This window comes from Sneathiella sp. HT1-7 (genome assembly GCF_020731145.1).
In the GTDB taxonomy this organism is placed as follows: domain Bacteria; phylum Pseudomonadota; class Alphaproteobacteria; order Sneathiellales; family Sneathiellaceae; genus Sneathiella.
In genome coordinates, this window is the sequence record NZ_JAJFZN010000003.1 from 757,873 (window position 1) to 778,700 (window position 20,828).

The following is a 20,828-nucleotide window of genomic DNA, read 5'->3' on the forward strand; positions in this document are numbered from 1 at the left end:
AGGCCTGGTTATCCGGTCCAGATGGCTAGCGTCCGGCTGATATCAGCATATGGTGCGCCGCTTTCCTTATGCCAGGCATTAAAGGCGGCCTGCACCGCTGCTTGATCCTTTTTCGCGGTGAGCTTGCCGCTGGCGACGCCGAGCTTGTTCAATGCGGCCACCACATCGTTGGTCAGGATAAAGCCATCCTTGCCCATCATGCGGACGAAATAGGGGCCCGAATTGCCACCAAGCTGCTTGAAACGTTTCTTGATATCCGTATACAGCCCGACCAGGTCATTTGTCGGCCAATCTGCGATATAGGCACCGGCAGAGCCAAATTCTTTTTCCACCTCGACTAAGGCGAGTGCGTTGTGATGGGTCGCTCGTATCTTGCCGAGATGCCGAATAATTGCCGTGTTGTCCATCAGGGCGGCGATATCATCCTCGGACATAAAGGCGACCTTCGCAGGCTCAAAGCCATGGAAAGCTTCTTCGAATGCGGGCCATTTACCCCGGACCATTGCCTGATTAAGACCAGTGGAGAAAATACGAAAGCTCATATTCGAGAAAAATTCGGCGGCGGGGGTGCGGCGAATTTCATTTTCAGTTTTAAGTTCAGGCATCCGTGCGGCAAGCGCGTCCGCGCCGCCCGCATTTTCTTCTGCTGTTGCACAGATTTCTGCAAATGAGATCATGGCAATATTCCATCCTGTATAGAACTGGTCGAGGAATAGAATACCGCCAGATGATCCAGTCCGCTATCCTATAAATCCGGATTTTGTGATGGGAAGCTCCCGAATGCGCTCGCCTGTTGCGGCGAAGATGGCGTTGGTGAGGGCCGGGGCGATGGGCGGTGTACCGGGTTCCCCGACGCCACCGAGCATCCGTCCGCTTGGCGCAAGATGTACTTCTATCTGTGGGCAATTGGCAAGGCGGACCATTTCATAATCGGGGAAATTGCTGTTGATGACAGCACCGTCCTCAATCTCGATCTCGCCATAAAGCGCGGCGGTAAGACCAAAGATAATGCCGCTTTCCATCTGCGCCTTAACGGTATCGGGATTAACGACCGCACCGCAATCGATTAAGCAATAGACCCTATCGACGGTTATTTCCTTGTCGTTGGTCACTGTGATTTCGACAACCTGTCCAACGATTGAAGAAAAAGACTCATGCAGCGCCACGCCGCGCGCCCGACCCGCCCCAAGTGGGACGGTCCAGTTGCTGACCTTCGCGAGTTGTTTCAATACATTTGCGAAATCCGGATGGTTTGCCAGATGGGCAAGGCGGAACTCGACCGGGTCTGCCTTTGCGGTATGGGCCATTTCATCCATAAAGGATTCAGTGAAAAAGCCGTTATAGGAATGGCCAACACTGCGCCAAAACCCTACTTCAATTGGCAGTTTTACCGGCACGTGATCGACAAGGCGGCTGGTGAACTCATAAGGGATATCTGCCGCGCCTTCACTCGTGGTGTTATCGGGGGAATCCATTGTGGCCCAAGGAAGCAACCGCGCGGTGAAACTGCCCGATACCGACTGGCTGACAATCCGGTTGGCCCAGCCAGAAATTTTGCCATCCGGTCCGAGTGCTGCCTCAAATTGACTGACGGCGGCGGGTCGGTACATGTCATGTTGGATATCATTTTCACGGGTCCAAAGAAGCTTGACCGGGCGGTTTTTCATTTCTTTCGCGATGGTCACCGCCATGACGACCAGATCTATATCCGCCCGTCGTCCGAACCCGCCGCCAAGCAAGGTGGTATGTACTTTGACATTTTCCGCCGGTACATCGGCAATTTTCTCGGCAAACCATTTAATAAGGGTTGGTGCCTGATTCGGCATCCAGATTTCAACGCCGGTTTCCGTTACCTTGGCGGTGCAGTTCATCGGCTCCATACAGGCATGGGCGAGGAACGGCGCTTTGTAGATGGCCTTAACCGGAGCCTGTGATTTTCTGATTGCGCCAAAAGCGTCACCGTCTTCTGCATAGATGCGCGCATCGTCACTTTCTAGATTATCTTCCAGCAGAGTCATAATACCGCCCGAGGAATATTCTTGCGCAGGGCCGGGCTCGAATACGGCGGGCAGGGCTTCAACGGCAGTTTTTGCGCGCCAGAAACTATCGGCGATCACCGCAACACCGCTTTCAAAGGGTACCACCTTCAGAACGCCCGGCATGTCTTTCACTGCTGCCGCCTCATGGGAGGTGAGTGTGCCGCCGATTACAGGGGAAAGCTTGACGGCCGCATGGACCATGCCCTCGAGTTCCACATCAACGCCAAATACCGCGGTGCCATCTACTTTCGATGGGATATCGAGGCGTGGTTGCGCAGTACCGATCAGGGAGAAATCTCTGCTGTTTTTGAGGACGGGATCAAGCGTCACCGCTTCCGAAGCGGCGAGTTCCACAAAATCGCCAAAGCCACCGGATTGCCCGCTGCCCGCATGAGTGATAACGCCATTATTAACGGTAATCTCCTCTGGCGACACATCCCAGGTGCGAGCGGCGGCATGGACCAGCATGGCCTTTGCCATCGCGCCCGCTTGACGCATAGGAATCCAGGCATCGCGGACGGAGGTGCTGCCGCCTGTGACTTGAACACCGAGAAAGCCGGCGAGCTTCGCCATGCCCCATGCGCCGACGGTGTCTTCGCCCTCATGATGCTTGTCGGAAAAGGGTAGGGCATCCTGCAGCGCAGTTACATTCGCATAGATATCAGCAACGGGTGCCTGCTCTACTATGACGTCGTTGAAATCTGCGTCCATTTCCTCGGCGACGAGCATTGCGAGCGCAGTGTAGACGCCCTGACCCATCTCTGAGCGCGGAACGGCCACTGTGATAAGGCCGTCTTTATTGACCTTCACATAAGCATTGAGGGCAACTTCTCCTTCCTCGGTTGTGGCCGTAAGTGCGCCATTGTCAGGCTCACCCTTACGAAGAAAGCCATAGCCGACAGCGATGCCGCCGCCGACAAGCGCCCCGGCGACCAGAAACTTGCGTCTGGAGAGAGAGAATTTTCCCATGTTAATTCCCTTCCTGCAATGCGGCGGCGCGTTTTATGGCCCGCTTGATCCTCGGATATGTACCGCAGCGGCAGATATTGGTAATGCTGTCCGCGATGTCTTCGTCACTCGGGTCCGGGTTCTCCGCGAGGAGGGCGGAGACCGCCATGATCATGCCCGATTGGCAATATCCGCATTGCGGCACCTGTTCCAGTATCCAGGCCTGCTGGACCGGATTTAAATTTTCGCCGCCAATGCCTTCTATCGTCGTGACTTTAGTGCCCACAGCATCGGATACGGGGTAGCTGCAGGATCGCACGGCCTCCCCATCCACATGGACAGTACAGGCGCCACAGGCGGCAATGCCACACCCGAATTTTGTGCCCTTAAGCCCGACAGTATCGCGCAAGACCCACAAAAGAGGCGTATCCTCTTCGACATCGACTTCATGTATTTTACTGTTGATATCGAGGCGCAGCATGTCCCCTCCTGTAATCTTTGTAAATAAGAATGAATTTTGCCTTTAATATAGGTAAATATTCATGTGGCACGTGATTGCAATTTTAATTGTTGACGCCGACGTAACAAACGGAGGTTGGCCGAGAGATGAAATCTCAGGAATAGTTTTCCTCGATCGCTTTCAGGAAGGCGGGTCCGTATTTTTCCTGCTTGCTGCGTCCGACGCCCTGCAACTCCCCGAAAGCAGTGAGCGAGGTTGGTTTAAGTTGCGCCATCTCAATCAGGGTTTTGTCGTGAAAGATGACATAGGGCGGAACATTTTGTTCCTTTGCGAGGCTGAGGCGGATAGATTTAAGGTAATTAAACAGCGCTTCTTCCTGCTCATTACCAAAGCTTCGGTTCGGACCGGAGGCGGATTTTTCTTTACGTGAGCGGATCGGGGCTTTTTTAAGATCAAGCTTGGTCTCGCCTTTAAGAACCGACCGACAATTCTCATTCAGGGACAGGCTGCCATAACCCTCAGTGTCGACATTAAGCAGGCCGAGTGCCAAAAGTTGGCGGAAGATTGATTGCCAGTCAGCGCGTGAGAACCCCTTTCCCACGGCATAGGTGCTGAGGCGATCATGTCCGAATTTTTTGATCTTGTCCGTATCCGCGCCGAGCAGAATGTCTATGATATGGCCCGCGCCGAACATTTCCTCACTTCTATAAATGCAGGAAAGCGCCATCTGTGTGGCTTCCGTTGCATCGAACATTTCCGGTGGTTCGAGGCAGTTATCGCAGTTGCCGCAAGTTTCGGGAGGTGTTTCACCGAAATACTCCAGAATGAGTCGACGACGGCATAGGGCGCTTTCACAAAATTGTAGAAGTGATTCCAGTTTGCCCCGATCAAGTTTTTGCTGCTGTAGCGTCTTGTCCGGGTTCTGCATCAGTGATTTCAGCTTCGCGACATCCTGAAGCCCATAGGCGAGCCATGCATTGGCGGGTAGACCGTCGCGCCCGGCGCGCCCCGTTTCCTGATAATAACTCTCCATATTTTTCGGGAGATCAAGATGCGCAACGAAACGGACGTCCGGCTTGTCGATACCCATGCCAAAGGCGATGGTGGCGACAATAATGACGGCATCTTCTTTCAGGAAGCGGGCCTGTGTTTCGCGTCGCAGTTCCGGATCCAGACCGGCATGATAAGGAAGCGCGATCCGGCCGGTTGCGGCAATTTTCTCCGCCGTCTGCTCGACCTTGCGGCGAGACATGCAATAGACAATTCCCGCATCGGATTCATGTTCTGTCTTAATGAAGTTAAGAAGCTGGGTGACGCCATTTGTCTTCGCGGTCAGGCGATAGCGAATATTCGGTCGATCGAACCCGGCACGGAAAATCTCTCCATACGTTAGTCCAAGACGCTCGATAATATCTTTTTCCGTCGGCGCATCGGCTGTCGCGGTGAGGGCGAGACGTGGTACGGATGGGAATTTTTCAGCGAGAATCTCGAGGCGTAGATACTCGGGGCGGAAATCATGACCCCATTGAGAGACGCAATGCGCCTCATCAATTGCGAAAAGAGAAATATCGCCGCGTTGCAACAAATCGATAAAGCCGCCAGAGAAAAGTCTCTCCGGTGCGATATAAAGGAGTTTGATCTCTCCGTTGAGAAACGCATTTCGAATGCTCGCCTGTTCTTCCATGGAGTGGGCGGAGTTAAGCGCCGCAGCTGCAACGCCAAGCTGTTGCAGAGCTTCAACCTGGTTCTGCATAAGTGCGATCAACGGTGAAATGACAATCGCCGTCCCGTCCATGCAGAGGGCAGGGATTTGATAACAAAGCGATTTACCGCCGCCCGTCGGCATCAGGACAAGCGCATCGCGCCGGGCGAGTATATGATCAATAATCTGTGCTTGTTCCCCACGAAAGGCAGGGTATCCGAAGATGGAGGTAAGTATTTGGGACGGGTTACGCGACATACCTCTTTATACAGTCATCCGTCCATTGATCAACGCCGGAATGAAGTCATATGGCGTTAATCGCGATCTTCTGCTTTTGCCCAGCCACGCGACTTGAGTTGTTCCTTCAATGCCTGGATTTCAAGCGCCGCTTCGGCGAGGAGTGATTTTAGTCTCTGGTTCTCTCCATCAACCTTTTTGAGGCGGTTAATTTCCTCTGCGCCCGTTTGTTCCGCGCGTTTTTTCCAACGATAAATGGTGGCCTTGGAAATGCCGTATCGCTTTGCGGTATCATCCACCGACTGGCCGTCGATGAGTTCTCGAAGGATCGCTCTGATCTCCTGCTGAGTATAGTTTTTGCGTTCCATGAGACTGAACGTCCTCATATTAATGTTTCTAAATTGCCATCGGACCTCAGCTTTCTTGGGGTCAGATTTAACCCTCCGTTTTCCGGCATGGCCGCCGCGTCATATCCCGGGCAGATTATTGCTGTTTACCAAGCTCATTGACCACGGCCTGAAGGGCGGCAAGGTTTTCCGGGATGGCGCTGCCCGCAATCAAGTCCTGAGAGGCTTTTGCCGCTGCTGCCGGATCGCTGCTTAGCAATTGTTTGGAGGCTGCGATGGTAATGGCGTTATGGATGGAGTAGCTGTGCTGCTGCTGGGAAATGACATTCTGAAGCGCCAGCCCGATCGTGTGGGCCATCTGTTGATATAGAATAGCCATGGCCTCCGCGGGGGCATCGCCAAGTACGCTCAAATTCGTCTGGGCGATGGATCCTGTGACTTGGCTGTTTACATAGGATTCTGACGTCATTACCGCTCTCCTGTTTATTTACTGAAATTCCGGACTGGTTGTTCGAGCGCTATTTTTTCATAGGCGTTTGCGGCGGGATGTGGGATGCCTGATGCGTGGGGGTATGTGTGGACGCATGTGTGGGCGCCACATGGGGGGTATGATAATGTGTTGTTGGTGCGTATCCAGAGCGTGAGAGCAAGCCAGCGGTGCTGCGCCCGGCCGTGGCGGACGATAGCGACAGAAGCGAATTCAGATTCTGCGCTGTTGAGGCGAGGCTGAGACTGTACATATGTTGTTGGTTCGCGACGGCGTTCTGGACAGCCACCCCGACGGCCTGGGCGGTCGTCTGGTACAATGTGCCCATCGATTGCGCGGGCGCAAGACCGATAATCATGGTGTTGGACTGGGTAATGGCATCCGTAATCTGGCTGTTCACCGATTTGACGTGTACTGTATTTCTTTGCGCTGTCATGGGACTATCCTGTTATCATAGCTGCTGGCGGCTCGAATATTGCGCGATTGACCGGCAAAGGCCAAACGGCGCAATATTCGATATACCAATGAGAAGAGAGGTCTTCTCGGGCCGGCGGGGTTAGGTGTTAAACTTTGGAGAGTTTGGATTGCTTTCCTTGAAACTAGCCAGCACGCCTTTCAGTGACGCCATGGTTTCTGCCACGGGATTTCCGCTTAAGACTTCCTGTGTTGCCTTGCCTTCCGCCGCCACATCGAGGGTGTAGAGCATGCTCACTGCTCCCGTTACAACAGCAGAATCGATGGAATTCTTATGCTGTTGATTGGCCACCATGTTCTGCATGGACATACCTGTTGACTGGGCCATCATCTGATAGAGCATGCCCATGGATTCCGCGGGCGCATCGCCCAGAACTTTGACGTTGGTTTGTGTGACAGCGTCAGTAATCTGGCTGTTCATCCAAGTGTTATCCGCCATTATTTAACTCCTTTAATGTTCAATTCGTGAGAAAAATCAAATCAGAATGCGCGAGAGGCCGCCTGAAGTGAGGTGAGGGCCTCGGCAACCGGGTTGCCACCGAGAATCTCAGAGGTTGCTTTCGCATCCGCCGAAGTCGACATGGCGTACAGGACATTCGTACCCTGGGTTGTTACGGCAAGGTCAACCGTGTTGGCGCCCTGCTGGTTCGAGACGGCATTCTGCATGCTTGCGCCGACGACCTGGGCAAATACCTGATAGGCATTTGCCATGGCGATGGATGGTGCGTCACCTAATACGCTTACGTTTGACTGGGTGACTGAATCGGTAATTTGGGCATTGACTGGTGTATCCCCTGGCATGGGTCATTCTCCTTTAATAGTCAGGTAAAAATCCTGTTTAGTGGGTTGTTAAGTTTGTGACTTTTGCTCACTTTGCGCTTTCTTTAATTCAACAATGATAGCCTGAAGCGCGGAGACTATTTCTGCGTTTACATTCCCCGAAAGGATCTCTTCGGAGGCTCTCGCCTCGAGAGAGTCATCCATGCTGTACAGCATGGCGATCCCCTGGGTGACGATGGCGTTGTCGATAGTGTTCATGTTTTGCTGGTTCGACACCGCGTTTTGCATGGACACACCGACGGATTGCGCCATCATCTGGTAGACGGTTCCCATTGACTGGGCCGGGGCGCCACCGACCACTGTTAGATTGGATTGGGTCACGGCATCGGTAATTTGGCTGTTGACCGGGGTGTCGTTTGCCATTGATTAATCCTCTTTTATTCCTGTCATGGTCAATCGGTGGACTGTTTCCTCATTCATGGGAGGAAGACGTTGGCAATTGAGAAAATGTGACGCAGGCATGAGATTTTCTTCTCAAATGTGAGAAAACTCTCATGTGAATTGTGTCAAATTATCTAGATTTGATTGCGTCATCGGAAAGCCGGGTGGCGCGGGCGACAGGTTTTATTTGGTAATCATGGCTCCTATTTCCCGGTATTCTGAGGTTTTTCCGCTGTTATCACAATGATATAGGGAAGTCCTGTTTGAGCGGGGAGAGGGTCAGGAAAGCCCGACTTTTTAAATATTACGCGGATTAGTGCTTCATGACGTTGCGGGATATACCTGCCTAAGCAATTGGTCGCAAAATTCAATAAAAGGAACCTGCAAGGCGGAGGCGTATCCTCCGTCTCGTCAGGGGCTTTCGGGTCATCCGCCCATTTGTTTCACAATCTGGTCCATAGCAGCGGCAGTTGCTGCCACCGCGTCGGCGGTAATTCCGGCAATTTCCTGGCTTGTTTGCGCAGCGAGCGCGGTTCCGCCTGCACTAGTTACTGCGTTCAAGCTTGTCACCGCTGCCTGGGTTTGTGCATTTAGTGCCTGAGTAATAGCGGCCGTTTGCGCGTTATAGGATTCGCCAATCGTCGCCTTCTGCGCGGATATGGAAACAGCTTCCGCATTTTTTAGAGCGGCGAGAGCGGCGGCTCCGGAATTTGTGACACTGTTCATCAGGTTTGAGTTGGCAGTTGCATTCTCAAGCGCGAGACCGGAGGAATGAGCCGCAAACTGATAAAGCAGACCCATTGCGAACTGAGCGGAGTCTTCGATTTTTGTGGGTGAGGTTGACGGAGCGCTATCGCTGCCAGAGGAGGGAGGAGAAGCCATAATAAATATCCAATATGCGTAAATAAAATGAATTAGAATGTATATTAAAAGTTGTAGAAAAATTATTCGCCTGTTTTAGTGGGTGTTGTTTCTTCCACTGTCGTATCGTCTGAATTCGCAGTTGCATCGGGCGTCGCTGCTGCGCTGCTGCTATCATTCGATGTGGCGGACTGCGCGGAATTATCACTGGTACCAGCTGTTGGGGCTTCTGCGCCCGGGTTGATGGTGAGGGACATGAGTTTCTGCAGATAGTCGAGACGCTCTACTGGCGTCATTCTCTCGACTTGGTCCGCCATGCCGGTACGAAGAAGACCACTTGTCCCCGCGGCGACAGCGGCAGTTCCCAGAATATTGAGATGCTGCTGATTGGTCACCGCATTTTGAGAGGCTATTCCCGCTGCATGTGCTAAGTTTAAATACATAGTTGCCATTGACTTTGATGTTGAGCTGCCTATCAATATTTCGTTAGTAGATATTATAGAATTTTTAATTTGATCGTCAGTTTGTGAGCTTGCCATTATTATATTTCCATAAGTAAATAAAATTATATAATTTAAAAATAGATATTTATTAATATAATTCAATTATGAATAAATTAAAAAATATTTATGTATGATTTTATAGAAATTAATACTACATATTTATTGATTTCATACACACGTATAAAATATATTATAAAATAAAATACACTTTAAAAGTGAATTTTTGCCCCTAAATGAAGAGACTGTAAGCGGGTGGCGCAATCGAAAAGTCATCCTTTAGTCATTTTTGTTTTCCACATATTCAAATCTTCTAGGGGGTCATTGTGAATCCGCTCCGGCAAGAACGTACACCTAAACCCGACCATGTCAGCCCGCTATCCATTTCCCAATCCACGATCTCTTATCCCGTCAATCTTTCCATTGCGACCCTGAAAACTGAAATTTCAGAGTCGGATAACTCAGATCAAGACGCAGCGGTGAATTTATCGGCTCCAGCAGTAAGTAAGAAAGATGTTCCCGATGAGTTTTGGGTGGCATGGCACTCCCATAAGGAGTATTTAATAAAACTCAGTATGGTCTGGATGAACGTTAGCCCGGCGGATGCAGAAGATGCGTTCAGTGACGCCACAATTCGCGCTTATGAGAAATATGCTGCCCATGCAGCGCAGATCAGTAATGAGCGAGCCTGGTTCGCGCGTCTTCTGCATAATATCTGTATCGACAAGCATCGGGCCAATAAGCGCGTACGGAATCTTCATGAGAAGGTGAAGGAAATCAATGTTATCGATATGTCCGCCCTTGATACCTTTCAGCTGACCCCGGAAGGAAACCTGTTGAATGCCGAACTTAGCCGTCGACTGCGCGCTGCGATTGAAGCCCTACCTGATCGATTGAAGTCGCCGGTCGTTCTCAGGTTGGTTCAGGGGGAGGAGTATGATGACATTGCCCGTAAACTCGGTATCTCAAACGATAACGTGCGTAAGCGGGTACAACAGGGGCGTAGTCTACTCCGTGAAAATTTAAAGAGCTTTCGCGGCGAGTAAACCCGACAAAAGAGAATAGGTTATTTTATATTCGCTATCGACAGCCCCCCGCCAAATCGGGTAACGATAAGGTGAGTACTTCCGGCCTTGCGCCGTTCTCAAGTAGCTGGGGAGCTATTTTAAATGACAGAAGGTATCGTTCTGCGCGATGAGCGCGCGGACACTTCGCCCATTGTCTCGGACGAAGTTAAATACACAACCTGCTATATGTGCGCCTGCCGTTGCGGGATAAAAGTGCATCTCAAAGATAATCAGATCCGCTATATTGAGGGGAATCCTGATCATCCGGTGAATAAGGGGGTCCTCTGCGCTAAAGGGTCCGCCGGGATTATGCAGCAAAATTCCCCGGCAAAACTTCAAAAGCCGCTCCTGCGCGTGGGCGAGCGGGGCGAAGGAAAGTTCAAGGAAATCGAATGGGAAGAGGCACTTGACCTTGCAACCGAATGGTTGAAGGACGTGCGCGCGGATGATCCGTCAAAACTTGCCTTTTTTACCGGCCGTGATCAATCACAAAGCTTCACCGGCTGGTGGGCGAAGCAGTACGGTACCCGGAATTTTGCCGCCCATGGCGGGTTTTGCTCGGTGAATATGGCTGCTGCGGGGCTTTACTCTATTGGTGGTTCTTTTTGGGAGTTTGGGGAGCCGGACTGGGATCACACCAAATATTTCATGATGTTCGGCGTGGCGGAGGATCATGACTCCAACCCGATCAAGATGGGGCTTGGTCGGCTCAAAACGCGTGAAGAAGCGAAGTTTGTCTCCATCAATCCGGTTCGCAGCGGTTATTCCGCCATTGCTGATGAGTGGATCGGAATTACGCCCGGCACCGATGGTCTCTTTGTCATGGCGATTATTCATGAACTGCTCCGTGCGGAAAAAATCGATTGGGACTATTTGAAACGCTATACCAATGCGTCCTGGCTGGTTATTCAGGCAGAAGGTGACGCGGAAGACGGGCTTTTTGCAAGAAACGCGACGGGGACTACCCTGATTGCCACATCAGAAGGGAAGCTATTGCCGCACAGCGACCGGAAGGCCGATCCTGTACTGGTTGGATCTTATACTCTTCCCTCTGGCAAAAAAGCAGTCCCGGCGTTTCAATTGATGGCGGAACGCTATCTCGATGACGCATATGCGCCGGAGGCTGTCGCGGAACGTGTTGGTATAAAAGCCGCCACCATCCGCCGGATTGCAGCAGAGATAGCAGACGTTGCGTTTGAGCAGGAAATTACTCTCGATATCCCCTGGACGGACTGGGCCGGACGGCCACAAAAATCAATGACAGGTCGGCCGGTTTCGATGCATGCCATGCGCGGTATTTCGGCCCATTCAAACGGCTTTCATACCTGCCGCGCCATTCATCTATTGCAGATGATAATTGGCACAATCGATGTTCCGGGCGGGTTCCGTCATAAGCCGCCTTTCCCGAAACCCTGTCCGCCGGGGCCTTTTCCGGCAGGACAGGAAACAGCTGCGAACACTCCCTTGGACGGTATGCCGCTTGGCTTTCCAAAAGGGCCGGAAGATTTGCTGGTTGATGAGGCGGGTAACCCAAAACGGATTGATAAGGCCTATAGCTGGGAATTTCCGCTATCCGCTCATGGTTTGATGCATAGCGTCATTCATAATGCCTGGGCCGGGGACCCGCAGGAAATCGATGTCCTGTTCATGTATATGTCGAATATGGGCTGGAACAGCACGATGAACGTGCCGGACACCATTCGCTATCTCACAGATAAAAAGCCGGATGGCAGCTACAAAATTCCAAAAATCATTTATTCCGATGCCTATCATTCGGAAACCGTGGCATTTGCTGATTTGATACTGCCGGACACCACCTATCTTGAACGGTGGGACTGCATTTCTCTGCTCGATCGGCCTATTTCCAGTGCCCATGGCGCGGCGGATGCAATTCGCCAACCCATTATTGCGCTCGATCGGGATGTCCGACCGTTTCAGGATGTGATGCTTGATCTTGGGGTTCGGTTGGGGCTTCCTGGCTTTGTCGCTGAGGATGGGGCCGCGCAATTTCCCGGTGGTTACTCTGATTATATCGTCAATCATGAGCGCACACCCGATGTTGGGCCCCTGGCGGGCTGGCGCGGAGAAGATGGATCGGGGCAGGGGCGCGGCGCTGCGAACAGCGCACAGCTTGATGCCTATATCGAGAATGGTTGTTTCTGGGAGAAAAAATTTACGCCGGAGCAGTCCTATTACAAGTTCGCCAATAAATCCTATCTGGAGGAAGCCGTCCATATGGGTTGGCTCGCCATGCCAAGTCCTGTGGTGATGGAGGTTTATTCTGAAACCATGCAGAAATTCCGTCTCGCAGCGCAGGGCTTCGGCGATCGGCAACCGCCAGATCATTTGCGTGAACGCGTATCGACATTCTTTGATCCTTTGCCGCTTTGGTATGCGCCTTTTGCTGATGAAGATAAAGGGGAGGGTTTCCCCCTTCACGCGGTGACCCAACGGCCTATGCATATGTATCATAGTTGGGGTAGCCAGAACGCCTGGCTTCGTCAGATAACGGCACGTAACCCGTTGTTCATACATGCCGATACAGCGGCAGCGAAAGGCATTACCGATGACGACTGGCTCTGGGTAAGCTCTCCCTTTGGTAAGGTGAAGGCACAGGCGAAGCTGATGCGCGGCGTTAATCCGCATACGGTTTGGACCTGGAACGCTATCGGGAAGCGCAAAGGGGCATGGAACCTTAAAGAGGATGCCCCGGAGGCCACAAAAGGCTTTTTGCTGAACCATATTATATCCGAATTATTGCCCCCGCGCGAAGACGGCTATCGTTATTCAAACTCCGATCCGGTGACAGGACAGGCGGCATGGTACGACTTGCGGGTTAGTATTGAGAAATGCGACGAAGCCGATTTTGGGGAGACAGAACCAATGTTCGAGGCGCAAGGCAGTGCCGGACTCCCCGAACCGACGGAGCTTTTACGTTATGGCGCGGACCTCAAAGGGGCAGAGAGTAACCTAGACCCGGTGCCGATGAAGGATTGGATTGGAAACCGGACGGAAAACGCCGGACAGGGCAGCGGTATTAAGCCCGGCCACGGCAACCAGATTGACGATGCACCCGCCAAGGCGGAGGAAACAGAATGACATCCCTTCCGACAACACCACCTAAGAAAAAGCTCGGCCTTGTGATCGATCTCGATATTTGCGTTGGTTGTCATGCCTGCGCGGTTAATTGCAAGGAATGGAATACCGGTGGGCATTCAGCGCCCCTTACAGACATAGATCCTTATGGTGCGGATCCAACAGGCGTTTGGTTCAACCGTATCCACAGTTTTGAGGTGGAGAATGAGGAAACGGGCGGGCGTACGGTCCATTTCCCAAAAAGCTGCCTGCATTGCGAGGATGCGCCCTGCGTGACCGTCTGTCCGACCGGCGCGTCCTATAAGCGGGAGGAAGACGGCATCGTGCTCGTCAATGCGGATCATTGCATTGGCTGCAAGCTCTGTTCCTGGGCCTGCCCCTATGGCGCACGGGAGTATGACGAGGATGCGGGGGTGATGAAGAAATGCACACTCTGTGTCGATAAAATTTATAACCCGAACTTGCCCGAAGAATCTCGCGTGCCTGCCTGTGTCTCTACTTGTCCGGCAGGCGCGCGTTCCTTCGGTGATCTCGGTGATCCCGACTCGGACGTGAGTAAACTCGTCGCGAAGCGTAGCGGTTACGACTTAATGCCCGAGCAGGAATGCAAGCCCACCAATAAATACTTGCCGCCCAGGCCGAAAAAACTGGGGAACGACGGGCCGCCACCAGAGCTTGCCCCGGTTGCCGATAGTTCGGCGGGTGTCATCGCCCGTTGGGTCGACAAGTTTCTTTCCGCGTAATAGAGGCCAAAATGCATCCGGCAAAATCGGTAATTTTCTTCACAACAGCATCCGGCGCAGGGTATGGGCTGCTCGCGCTCCTGATAGCGGGGAATGTCCTCGGCGTTGTTCCCGCTCATTTCTGGCTGGCTTTTATCGGCTATGCGGTTAGCTATGTGTTGATCACGGGCGGACTTCTTTCTTCGACCTTTCACCTCGGCCATCCGGAGCGGGCATGGCGCGCATTGACACAGTGGCGTTCTTCCTGGCTCAGTCGAGAAGGGGTGATGGCAATCCTGACCTTTATTCCGACGGGGCTATATGCGCTTCATCAACTCTTTTTCCCGGACATGATGCAGGGAATTATGGGGCTGGTCGGCATTCTCGGTGTGATTTTCTGTATCGTGACGGTTTATTGCACAGCGATGATATATGCCAGCTTGAAACCTATTCACGCCTGGTCGAACAACTATGTCCCGGCGGGCTATTTACTGCTCGCCCTGATGAGCGGGCTGCTGCTGTTGAATGTCCTGCTGGCACTCTGGGGGACTACAGAAACGTCTCTGCAGCTTGCCACCTTGCTGGTCCTCGGGATCGCTTTTGCGTGGAAGATTACCTATTGGCGTTTCCTCGATAGCAGCAAGAGTATATCGACGCCCGAGAGTGCAACGGGGCTGGGTGAGTTTGGTGCCGTGAAACTGTTCGAGGCGCCGCATACGGAGGCAAACTATCTCATGAAGGAGATGGGCTTTAAAATCGCCCGGAAGCATTCCGCGAAACTCCGTCTGATCACTTTATTGGCAGGCTTTGTTGCTCCCATTTTATTGATATTAATCAGTCTTTTCTTCGGGACTGTTGGAACGGGAGTTTTACTGACCCTTGCTATTCTTTCTGCGGCGATTGGCTTGGTAACAGAACGCTGGCTCTTCTTCGCGGAGGCACGGCATACCGTTGGCCTCTATTACGGCGCATCCCACGCATAAAAAAAGGCCGGTAAAAACCGGCCTTTTTCAATTTTACTGCCACGGATTATCAGCCAGCGCGCTTAAATTTCTGCTGGCGAGCATTTGAACGTTTATGCGGCGCATCTGCAGTCGGGTGTGCGGGTTTGCCAGACTTAAATCCCGGTTTGCCTTTATTCTTGCTGACGGTCTTCTTCGGACGTTTGCGAAATGGCTTAACATCGCCCGATGGTAATGCGTCACGCTTGGCACCCGAAGGAGGTCCATTTCGCCGCGAACGATGCTTTTTCTGATCGGGTTTGGCCGTTGGTGCGGGGAAGGGATGATCTTCATCGATACGTACCTTTTGCTTGATGGTTTGTTCTATGTTTCTCAGCAGGTTGCGTTCACGCGGCTCACAGATTGAAATCGCGATGCCGCTCGCGCCGGCGCGACCCGTCCGTCCGACACGGTGAACATAGTTCTCCGCTTCCATCGGCAGGTCATAGTTGATGACATGGGTAATGCCATTGACGTCAATCCCACGCGCGGCAACGTCTGTTGCCACCAGAACTGAAAAACGACCGTTCTTGAAGGAACGAAGCGTGCGTTCGCGTGCGCGCTGCTGCATATCACCATGAATGGCAGATGCCTTGATGCCTTCAACCTGTTCTTCGATTTCCCGGGCGAGGGTATCGCAGGTCGCCTTGGTGCGAACAAAGACAAGAACCCGATCTTTATCGCCAACACCAAGGAGATGCATCAGCAGCTCTTTCTTGTCATGGCCGCGCACCATCAGGACCGAATGATCGATGGTTTCGGCAACGGCCGTCTTGCGCTGAATTTCAACATACTCCGGATTTGTCAGGAGTTTTTCAGAAAGCCGCTTGATGGCCGCGCTCATGGTGGCGGAAAACATCACGGTCTGATGCTCTTCCGGCAGTTTGTCGGCGATAAAGGTCACATCCTCGATAAAGCCCATGTCCAGCATGCGGTCGGCTTCGTCCAGAATAAGCGTTTCGACATTATCAAGCTGGACAGTGCCGCGCTTCATATGGTCCATCATCCGGCCAGGTGTTGCCACCATGATATCGACACCGCGGGAAAGCTGTTGCAACTGCGGACCGTAAGGCGCGCCGCCATAGACGACTGTGTGGAACAGCTTCATGCCGCGCGTAAAGACACGGATGCAGAGTCCGATCTGGTTGGCAAGTTCCCGTGTGGGCGCAAGAATGACGGCTGTCGGACGGTTCGGTTTTGGCTTGCGGCGGTCATGCTGCAACCGCTGCAGGAGCGGGAGCACAAAGGCGGCCGTCTTGCCTCCTCCTGTTTCGGCAATGCCCATCAGGTCGAGCCCGTCCATTAGCGCCGGAATGGTGCGCTTCTGAATTTGCGTTGGTTCGGTAAACCCCTGTTTGTCAATTGCACGCAATAGCGGCCCAACAAGGTTGAGCTCGGTAAACTCGGTCATATAACTTAAATCCTCAAAAAATAACTATCCATCGTTGCCACTCGGTGCAGGGCAACATAACAAGGCCAAAAAAGGTGAGAACCGTTTCTCCTTTGACCTTGGCGTCGATCATCTTGAGGAAGATCTGACTGTCAGCAGCGATCAAACGCTGTGGAAATACTGTTCATATACCTGATGATTGGATTTAACGGCTTTGGGCCATTAGCACCACGATGCCAAATGCAAAAAAGCATTGTGCACTGCACATATGCGCAGACTTGCATTAAATGTCAAGAAATTATGGGCCTTATGGTTAATTGTCCTGAATTAGAGAAAACCCTTGATTTCCGCCTTTCTTTGGCGTTTACAGTCCCGTACTATTAAGCACGAATGCTAAAGTAAGCTGCCGTGCAGCAAAAAGGGGTAGTTATGGATTTACAAGAGATAATGGACGAAGTCGTCCTTATTATCACGCAATACGGCCTCGACGTGATTGGCGCGTTGGTCATCTTGCTGATCGGCTATATCGTCTCGCGGCGAGTGCCGGTCATTTTAACAAAGATCATGAACAAGCGCGGTATTGATCCGACGGTGAGTGGCTTCCTTGGCAGCCTGACACGCTTTGCCATACTGGCGATCACCCTGCTTCTGGTTCTCGCGCAGTTTGGCGTTCAGACGGCCAGCCTGATCGCGGTTCTGGGTGCGGCGGGCCTCGCCATTGGCCTCGCGTTGCAGGGCACGCTCAGTAATGTCGCAGGTGGCGTCATGCTGCTTATCTTCCGCCCGATGAAGGTGGGACAATATGTCGAGGTTGCGGGCCATGGCGGCACGGTTAAGGCTGTCAGCTTGTTCACGACGGAATTGGCGACGCCGGATAATATCCAGGTGATCATTCCTAACGGCTCGGTCTGGGGAAGCGCAATCCGCAACTTCAGCTTCCACCCCACACGGCGGATGGATCTGGTTATGGGCATTGCCTATGAGGATGATATCGATAAAGCACAGAGTGTCATGCTCAAGCTGATCGAGGCGGATGAACGGTCCCTCAAGGATCCGGCACCGTTGATCGAGATTGTGGAACTCGCGGATAGCTCAGTGAACTTCACCGTGCGAGTCTGGTGCGATAACGCCAATTACTTTCCGCTTAAATTTGCGCTCACCAAAGCGTTCAAGCAGGCGTTCGATAAGGAAGGTATTTCTATTCCGTATCCGCAACGCGATGTGCATTTGATCAAGGAAGACTGATCCTGTAAAAACCGTCCCGCCATGCCGGGGCGGTTTTTATCCTTGATAATGGTCCATGCCGTATTTCTTCCAGAAGAAGTGGCGGGCATTGACTAGGAAGGCCGTACTCCAGCCGAAGAGGATAATGCCGCTCACCGCCTGAAGTGAGGAGGTAAGGTTCCATTTATGACTGAGTACAACATCGCCGTAGCCAAGAGTCGTATAGGTCACGGTGGAAAAGTAAATCGCCTCGCTCAAGCCACTGAGTTCCCCGCTGAAATAATAGAAAAAACCCCAGAGCCAGGCTTCGATGGTGTGTGCCGCGAACAGGCCGAGCACCACGACAATCATAATCACGATATGGCCATAGACCGGCAGACGTCGATCCCATTTTGGGCCAATGTTTTTCAGTCGACGGAGTAGTAGTTCGAGACAGATTGCATGATTGACCACGCATAAGATAATCAAGGTTGTCCCGACAACGAGTTGGATGAACATAAGGCTTTCTCCTGTGACGATATCAGCATGGAGGCAGCCTATCTCGCTGCCCGGATCATATCAGCGGCTTTCTCACCGATCATGATTGTCGGCGCGTTGGTATTGCCACCTATGACAGTTGGCATAATAGACGCATCGGCAATGCGCAAGCCGTCAACGCCATGAACCTTCAATTCCGGATCAACAACGGCCATGGGATCGGTGCCCATCTTGCAAGTTCCCACAGGATGATAGACTGTATCAGCACGGCTCCGAACGGCATCCTCAATGGCATCATCAGAGGCCATATCGACGGGATAGAGCGGTCGGCCTCGATAGGGATCGAACGCGGGCGCGTCTAAAATCTTTTGCGTCATCTTCACGCCCTTGATCAATGTTTCCACATCCTCCCGTTCAGATAGGAAGTTAGGATCGATCAAAGGCGCTTCGAGCGGATCATCGTTGTTGAGCCCGACATGCCCCCGGCTTTTGGGCCGGAGCACGCAGACATGGCAGCTATAGCCATAGCCGAGATGCATTTTTCGTGCGTGATCATCGACAATACCGATCACGAAGTGAAGCTGAATATCCGGACGGGCTAAGTTGGGGTCGGTTTTAAGGAAGCCGCCACGCTCCGCCAAGGGGGAGGAAATAATGCCCGTCCGTTTTTTTCGCCATTCAAAAATCCCACGGGTCAGGTTCACTACGGTGCTAAATGATATCCCCAGCGTTTCACGGGAGGAGGATTTATGGGACACGACATAGTCAATATGATCTTGAAGATTTCGTCCAACGCCCGGCAATTCATGCACAACCTCGATCCTGTGCTTTTTAATTTCCTCCGCCGGACCAATTCCGGAAAGGAGCAGGAGCTGAGGCGTGGCGAAGGCGCCGCCCGCGAGGATAATCTCCTTTTCCGCCCTGATTTCAACCGCCTTGCCATCCTTGATATAGGCAATCCCGACGGCTTTTTTTCCTTCCATCAAAATCTTGCTCGCACGGGCATGGGTAATAATATGTAAGTTGGGGCGATTAAGGTTAGGTGTTAGATAGCCTTTTGCCGCGCTCCATCGCTCGCCATTTTTCTGGGTGACCTGATAGGCGCCGAGACCTTCTTGTGTCTCACCGTTAAAATCCTGTGTTGTCGGCATCTGGACCTGCATTGCAGCATCCATGAAGACATCACCGATCGGCATATTGGACCTTAACTCCGCGACATTCAGCGGGCCACCCGTCCCATGAAAATCATCCGGGCCACGCTCGTTATTCTCCGCCTTTTTGAAATAGGGAAGCACGTCGTTAAACGCCCAGCCTGAATTACCCATAGCCGCCCAGTCATCATAATCGTTGGGATGTCCGCGCACATAGAGCATGGCATTGATGGAGCTGGAGCCGCCAAGGGTTTTCCCGCGCGGTTGATATCCCTTGCGTCCCTTAAGGCCCGGTTGTGGCACGGTTTGATATGCCCAATTATTAAACTTGCGGGGCAGCATTGCGGCAATACCGATCGGGGCATGAATCAGAATGCTTTTATCAGGTCCGCCGGCCTCCAGCAGGCAGACCTGTATTTTCGGATCTTCAGTGAGGCGGCTTGCCACCACGGCCCCGCCGGAGCCTCCACCGACGACGATATAATCAAATATTTTTTTCCCTCCCGTTTTATATGTTGCTTGCTGTGCCTCACTCTTCGGGGAGGTTGCGCAGCTCCGCAATTACGCTTCTCGCGAATTCATTGATCCTGAGTTCCGGGAAGTCGGCCGTGGTATCGATCAGAGCGTTGACGTCTTTTTCGAGAATGCCGATGGTGTTGATCATCGAATATCCTTCCTTCGCCCAGGAAATTTTATCCAGGTTATCGCCGAACCAGGTTCCGCCGGAACTACTGCTCGCCACCTCCAGCAAGCGGTCCCGCGGGAAACCGAGGGCGTCGGCGGCATTGAGTATCTCCCGCACGGCAACGACGGAACTTGCCGCCAGCATATTGTTCAGTACCTTGCACATCATGCCCTGGCCCAGTGGCCCAAGATAGTTGATTTCGTTCCCCATGGCATTAAAGGCGGGCATTGCTGTTGAGATCACATCCGGCTCCCCGCCGAGCATAAAGGTGAGGGTGCCTTCCTCTGCACGGAACGGCGCGCCGGACATTGGCGCATCGATAAGTTGGGTTCCGGCGGGGACGGCTTTGCGCAAGTTCGTGATCATTTTCGGCGAAAGAGTGGAACTGATGACCAGGGTTTCAGGGTAGGAATCACCGGCGAAAAGGCCATCAGATCCAAAACAAAGTTCTTCCGTTTGTGGCCAATCACGGACGACAGAGATAACAACCGGGCATTTTGCGGCGAGAGCCCGGGCGGTTTCCAGCATACGGTCGGCAAAATTGCCAAACTCCTCTGCTGGACGTACGTCATAGCCATAAACGTTAAAACCAGATTGCAGCAGGTTCTTCGCCATTGGCAGACCCATTTCCCCGCAGCCCGCTACGCCGATTGTCGGTTTAATCGTCATCGCAATTCCCCTCAATGGTTTTAAAAACTATAGCCGGTTCAGTGAGGAGCGTCATCCTTTCTTATATATA

The 20,828-nt window shown here is 52.5% G+C and carries 21 protein-coding genes; 5 read left to right on the forward strand and 16 right to left on the reverse strand.

What is annotated here, in order from left to right:
- Positions 1–8: 8 nt before the first annotated feature.
- From LKE13_RS13310 to LKE13_RS13365, 12 genes are all read right to left on the reverse strand, one after another.
- Complete coding sequence (locus LKE13_RS13310) at positions 9–677, reverse strand: DNA-3-methyladenine glycosylase I (RefSeq protein ID WP_227951865.1); 669 nt, start codon at positions 675–677, stop codon at positions 9–11.
- Between the two features lie 63 nt (positions 678–740).
- Positions 741–3,008 carry a xanthine dehydrogenase family protein molybdopterin-binding subunit gene (locus LKE13_RS13315; RefSeq protein ID WP_227951866.1) on the reverse strand — a complete coding sequence of 756 codons (2,268 nt, stop codon included), beginning with the start codon at positions 3,006–3,008 and terminating at the stop codon, positions 741–743.
- Between the two features lies 1 nt (position 3,009).
- Entirely contained in the window at positions 3,010–3,468 is a 459-nt protein-coding gene (locus LKE13_RS13320; RefSeq protein WP_227951867.1) for a (2Fe-2S)-binding protein, read from the reverse strand.
- Between the two features lie 133 nt (positions 3,469–3,601).
- Positions 3,602–5,407 carry a DNA helicase RecQ gene (gene recQ, locus LKE13_RS13325; RefSeq protein ID WP_227951868.1) on the reverse strand — a complete coding sequence of 602 codons (1,806 nt, stop codon included), beginning with the start codon at positions 5,405–5,407 and terminating at the stop codon, positions 3,602–3,604.
- Between the two features lie 56 nt (positions 5,408–5,463).
- Positions 5,464–5,754, reverse strand: coding sequence for a transposase (locus LKE13_RS13330; RefSeq protein WP_227951869.1), 291 nt, complete (start codon positions 5,752–5,754; stop codon positions 5,464–5,466).
- 115 nt (positions 5,755–5,869) lie between these two features.
- Entirely contained in the window at positions 5,870–6,202 is a 333-nt protein-coding gene (locus LKE13_RS13335; protein WP_227951870.1) for a RebB family R body protein, read from the reverse strand.
- Positions 6,203–6,251: 49 nt separating this feature from the next.
- Positions 6,252–6,656 carry a RebB family R body protein gene (locus tag LKE13_RS13340; protein ID WP_227951871.1) on the reverse strand — a complete coding sequence of 135 codons (405 nt, stop codon included), beginning with the start codon at positions 6,654–6,656 and terminating at the stop codon, positions 6,252–6,254.
- 120 nt (positions 6,657–6,776) lie between these two features.
- Complete coding sequence (locus LKE13_RS13345; RefSeq protein WP_227951872.1) at positions 6,777–7,133, reverse strand: RebB family R body protein; 357 nt, start codon at positions 7,131–7,133, stop codon at positions 6,777–6,779.
- A gap of 41 nt (positions 7,134–7,174) precedes the next feature.
- Positions 7,175–7,495: a RebB family R body protein gene (locus tag LKE13_RS13350; protein WP_227951873.1), complete on the reverse strand. Its 321-nt coding sequence runs from the start codon at positions 7,493–7,495 to the stop codon at positions 7,175–7,177.
- Positions 7,496–7,543: 48 nt separating this feature from the next.
- Positions 7,544–7,897 carry a RebB family R body protein gene (locus LKE13_RS13355; protein WP_227951874.1) on the reverse strand — a complete coding sequence of 118 codons (354 nt, stop codon included), beginning with the start codon at positions 7,895–7,897 and terminating at the stop codon, positions 7,544–7,546.
- 444 nt (positions 7,898–8,341) lie between these two features.
- A complete protein-coding gene (locus LKE13_RS13360) occupies positions 8,342–8,797 on the reverse strand; it encodes a RebB family R body protein (protein ID WP_227951875.1) in 456 nt (151 codons plus the stop codon).
- A gap of 62 nt (positions 8,798–8,859) precedes the next feature.
- Complete coding sequence (locus tag LKE13_RS13365; protein WP_227951876.1) at positions 8,860–9,315, reverse strand: RebB family R body protein; 456 nt, start codon at positions 9,313–9,315, stop codon at positions 8,860–8,862.
- Between the two features lie 287 nt (positions 9,316–9,602).
- Between LKE13_RS13365 and LKE13_RS13370 the strand changes: the two genes are divergently transcribed.
- The 4 genes from LKE13_RS13370 (at position 9,603) to LKE13_RS13385 (ending at position 15,144) form a co-directional block, all read left to right on the forward strand.
- Positions 9,603–10,322, forward strand: coding sequence for an RNA polymerase sigma factor (locus tag LKE13_RS13370; RefSeq protein WP_227951877.1), 720 nt, complete (start codon positions 9,603–9,605; stop codon positions 10,320–10,322).
- 123 nt (positions 10,323–10,445) lie between these two features.
- On the forward strand, positions 10,446–13,442 hold the full coding sequence (locus LKE13_RS13375; RefSeq protein WP_227951878.1) for a molybdopterin oxidoreductase family protein: 2,997 nt from the start codon (positions 10,446–10,448) through the stop codon (positions 13,440–13,442).
- Complete coding sequence (locus LKE13_RS13380) at positions 13,439–14,182, forward strand: 4Fe-4S dicluster domain-containing protein (RefSeq protein ID WP_321576143.1); 744 nt, start codon at positions 13,439–13,441, stop codon at positions 14,180–14,182. Before LKE13_RS13375 ends, LKE13_RS13380 begins: the two co-directional genes overlap by 4 nt.
- 11 nt (positions 14,183–14,193) lie before the next feature.
- The gene (locus LKE13_RS13385) at positions 14,194–15,144 is read left to right on the forward strand and encodes a dimethyl sulfoxide reductase anchor subunit family protein (RefSeq protein ID WP_227951879.1); all 951 of its coding nucleotides are present in this window, start codon (positions 14,194–14,196) and stop codon (positions 15,142–15,144) included.
- A gap of 49 nt (positions 15,145–15,193) precedes the next feature.
- Here LKE13_RS13385 and LKE13_RS13390 read toward each other — a convergent pair whose 3' ends face one another.
- Entirely contained in the window at positions 15,194–16,573 is a 1,380-nt protein-coding gene (locus LKE13_RS13390; protein ID WP_227951880.1) for a DEAD/DEAH box helicase, read from the reverse strand.
- Between the two features lie 408 nt (positions 16,574–16,981).
- On the opposite strand from LKE13_RS13390, the gene LKE13_RS13395 reads away from it, so the two are divergent.
- On the forward strand, positions 16,982–17,797 hold the full coding sequence (locus LKE13_RS13395; protein WP_227951881.1) for a mechanosensitive ion channel family protein: 816 nt from the start codon (positions 16,982–16,984) through the stop codon (positions 17,795–17,797).
- A 36-nt stretch (positions 17,798–17,833) separates the two neighbouring features.
- Here LKE13_RS13395 and LKE13_RS13400 read toward each other — a convergent pair whose 3' ends face one another.
- The 3 genes from LKE13_RS13400 to LKE13_RS13410 are packed head-to-tail and all read right to left on the reverse strand — an operon-like array spanning position 17,834 to position 20,758.
- The gene (locus LKE13_RS13400; protein WP_227951882.1) at positions 17,834–18,274 is read right to left on the reverse strand and encodes a potassium channel family protein; all 441 of its coding nucleotides are present in this window, start codon (positions 18,272–18,274) and stop codon (positions 17,834–17,836) included.
- Positions 18,275–18,312: 38 nt separating this feature from the next.
- Positions 18,313–19,965 carry a GMC family oxidoreductase gene (locus LKE13_RS13405; RefSeq protein ID WP_227951883.1) on the reverse strand — a complete coding sequence of 551 codons (1,653 nt, stop codon included), beginning with the start codon at positions 19,963–19,965 and terminating at the stop codon, positions 18,313–18,315.
- Entirely contained in the window at positions 19,934–20,758 is an 825-nt protein-coding gene (locus tag LKE13_RS13410) for an NAD(P)-dependent oxidoreductase (protein ID WP_227951884.1), read from the reverse strand. Before LKE13_RS13410 ends, LKE13_RS13405 begins: the two co-directional genes overlap by 32 nt.
- Between the last annotated feature and the right edge of the window lie 70 nt (positions 20,759–20,828).

Excerpts from the sequence above, each read along its gene's own strand:
- LKE13_RS13310 (WP_227951865.1), bottom strand. The coding sequence starts at position 677 with ATGATCTCATTTGCAGAAATCTGTGCAACAGCAGAAGAAAATGCGGGC.
- LKE13_RS13315 (WP_227951866.1), bottom strand. The coding sequence starts at position 3,008 with ATGGGAAAATTCTCTCTCTCCAGACGCAAGTTTCTGGTCGCCGGGGCG.
- LKE13_RS13320 (WP_227951867.1), bottom strand. The coding sequence starts at position 3,468 with ATGCTGCGCCTCGATATCAACAGTAAAATACATGAAGTCGATGTCGAA.
- recQ (WP_227951868.1), bottom strand. The coding sequence starts at position 5,407 with ATGTCGCGTAACCCGTCCCAAATACTTACCTCCATCTTCGGATACCCT.
- LKE13_RS13330 (WP_227951869.1), bottom strand. The coding sequence starts at position 5,754 with ATGGAACGCAAAAACTATACTCAGCAGGAGATCAGAGCGATCCTTCGA.
- LKE13_RS13335 (WP_227951870.1), bottom strand. The coding sequence starts at position 6,202 with ATGACGTCAGAATCCTATGTAAACAGCCAAGTCACAGGATCCATCGCC.
- LKE13_RS13340 (WP_227951871.1), bottom strand. The coding sequence starts at position 6,656 with ATGACAGCGCAAAGAAATACAGTACACGTCAAATCGGTGAACAGCCAG.
- LKE13_RS13345 (WP_227951872.1), bottom strand. The coding sequence starts at position 7,133 with ATGGCGGATAACACTTGGATGAACAGCCAGATTACTGACGCTGTCACA.
- LKE13_RS13350 (WP_227951873.1), bottom strand. The coding sequence starts at position 7,495 with ATGCCAGGGGATACACCAGTCAATGCCCAAATTACCGATTCAGTCACC.
- LKE13_RS13355 (WP_227951874.1), bottom strand. The coding sequence starts at position 7,897 with ATGGCAAACGACACCCCGGTCAACAGCCAAATTACCGATGCCGTGACC.
- LKE13_RS13360 (WP_227951875.1), bottom strand. The coding sequence starts at position 8,797 with ATGGCTTCTCCTCCCTCCTCTGGCAGCGATAGCGCTCCGTCAACCTCA.
- LKE13_RS13365 (WP_227951876.1), bottom strand. The coding sequence starts at position 9,315 with ATGGCAAGCTCACAAACTGACGATCAAATTAAAAATTCTATAATATCT.
- LKE13_RS13375 (WP_227951878.1), top strand. The coding sequence starts at position 10,446 with ATGACAGAAGGTATCGTTCTGCGCGATGAGCGCGCGGACACTTCGCCC.
- LKE13_RS13380 (WP_321576143.1), top strand. The coding sequence starts at position 13,439 with ATGACATCCCTTCCGACAACACCACCTAAGAAAAAGCTCGGCCTTGTG.
- LKE13_RS13385 (WP_227951879.1), top strand. The coding sequence starts at position 14,194 with ATGCATCCGGCAAAATCGGTAATTTTCTTCACAACAGCATCCGGCGCA.
- LKE13_RS13390 (WP_227951880.1), bottom strand. The coding sequence starts at position 16,573 with ATGACCGAGTTTACCGAGCTCAACCTTGTTGGGCCGCTATTGCGTGCA.
- LKE13_RS13395 (WP_227951881.1), top strand. The coding sequence starts at position 16,982 with ATGGATTTACAAGAGATAATGGACGAAGTCGTCCTTATTATCACGCAA.
- LKE13_RS13400 (WP_227951882.1), bottom strand. The coding sequence starts at position 18,274 with ATGTTCATCCAACTCGTTGTCGGGACAACCTTGATTATCTTATGCGTG.
- LKE13_RS13410 (WP_227951884.1), bottom strand. The coding sequence starts at position 20,758 with ATGACGATTAAACCGACAATCGGCGTAGCGGGCTGCGGGGAAATGGGT.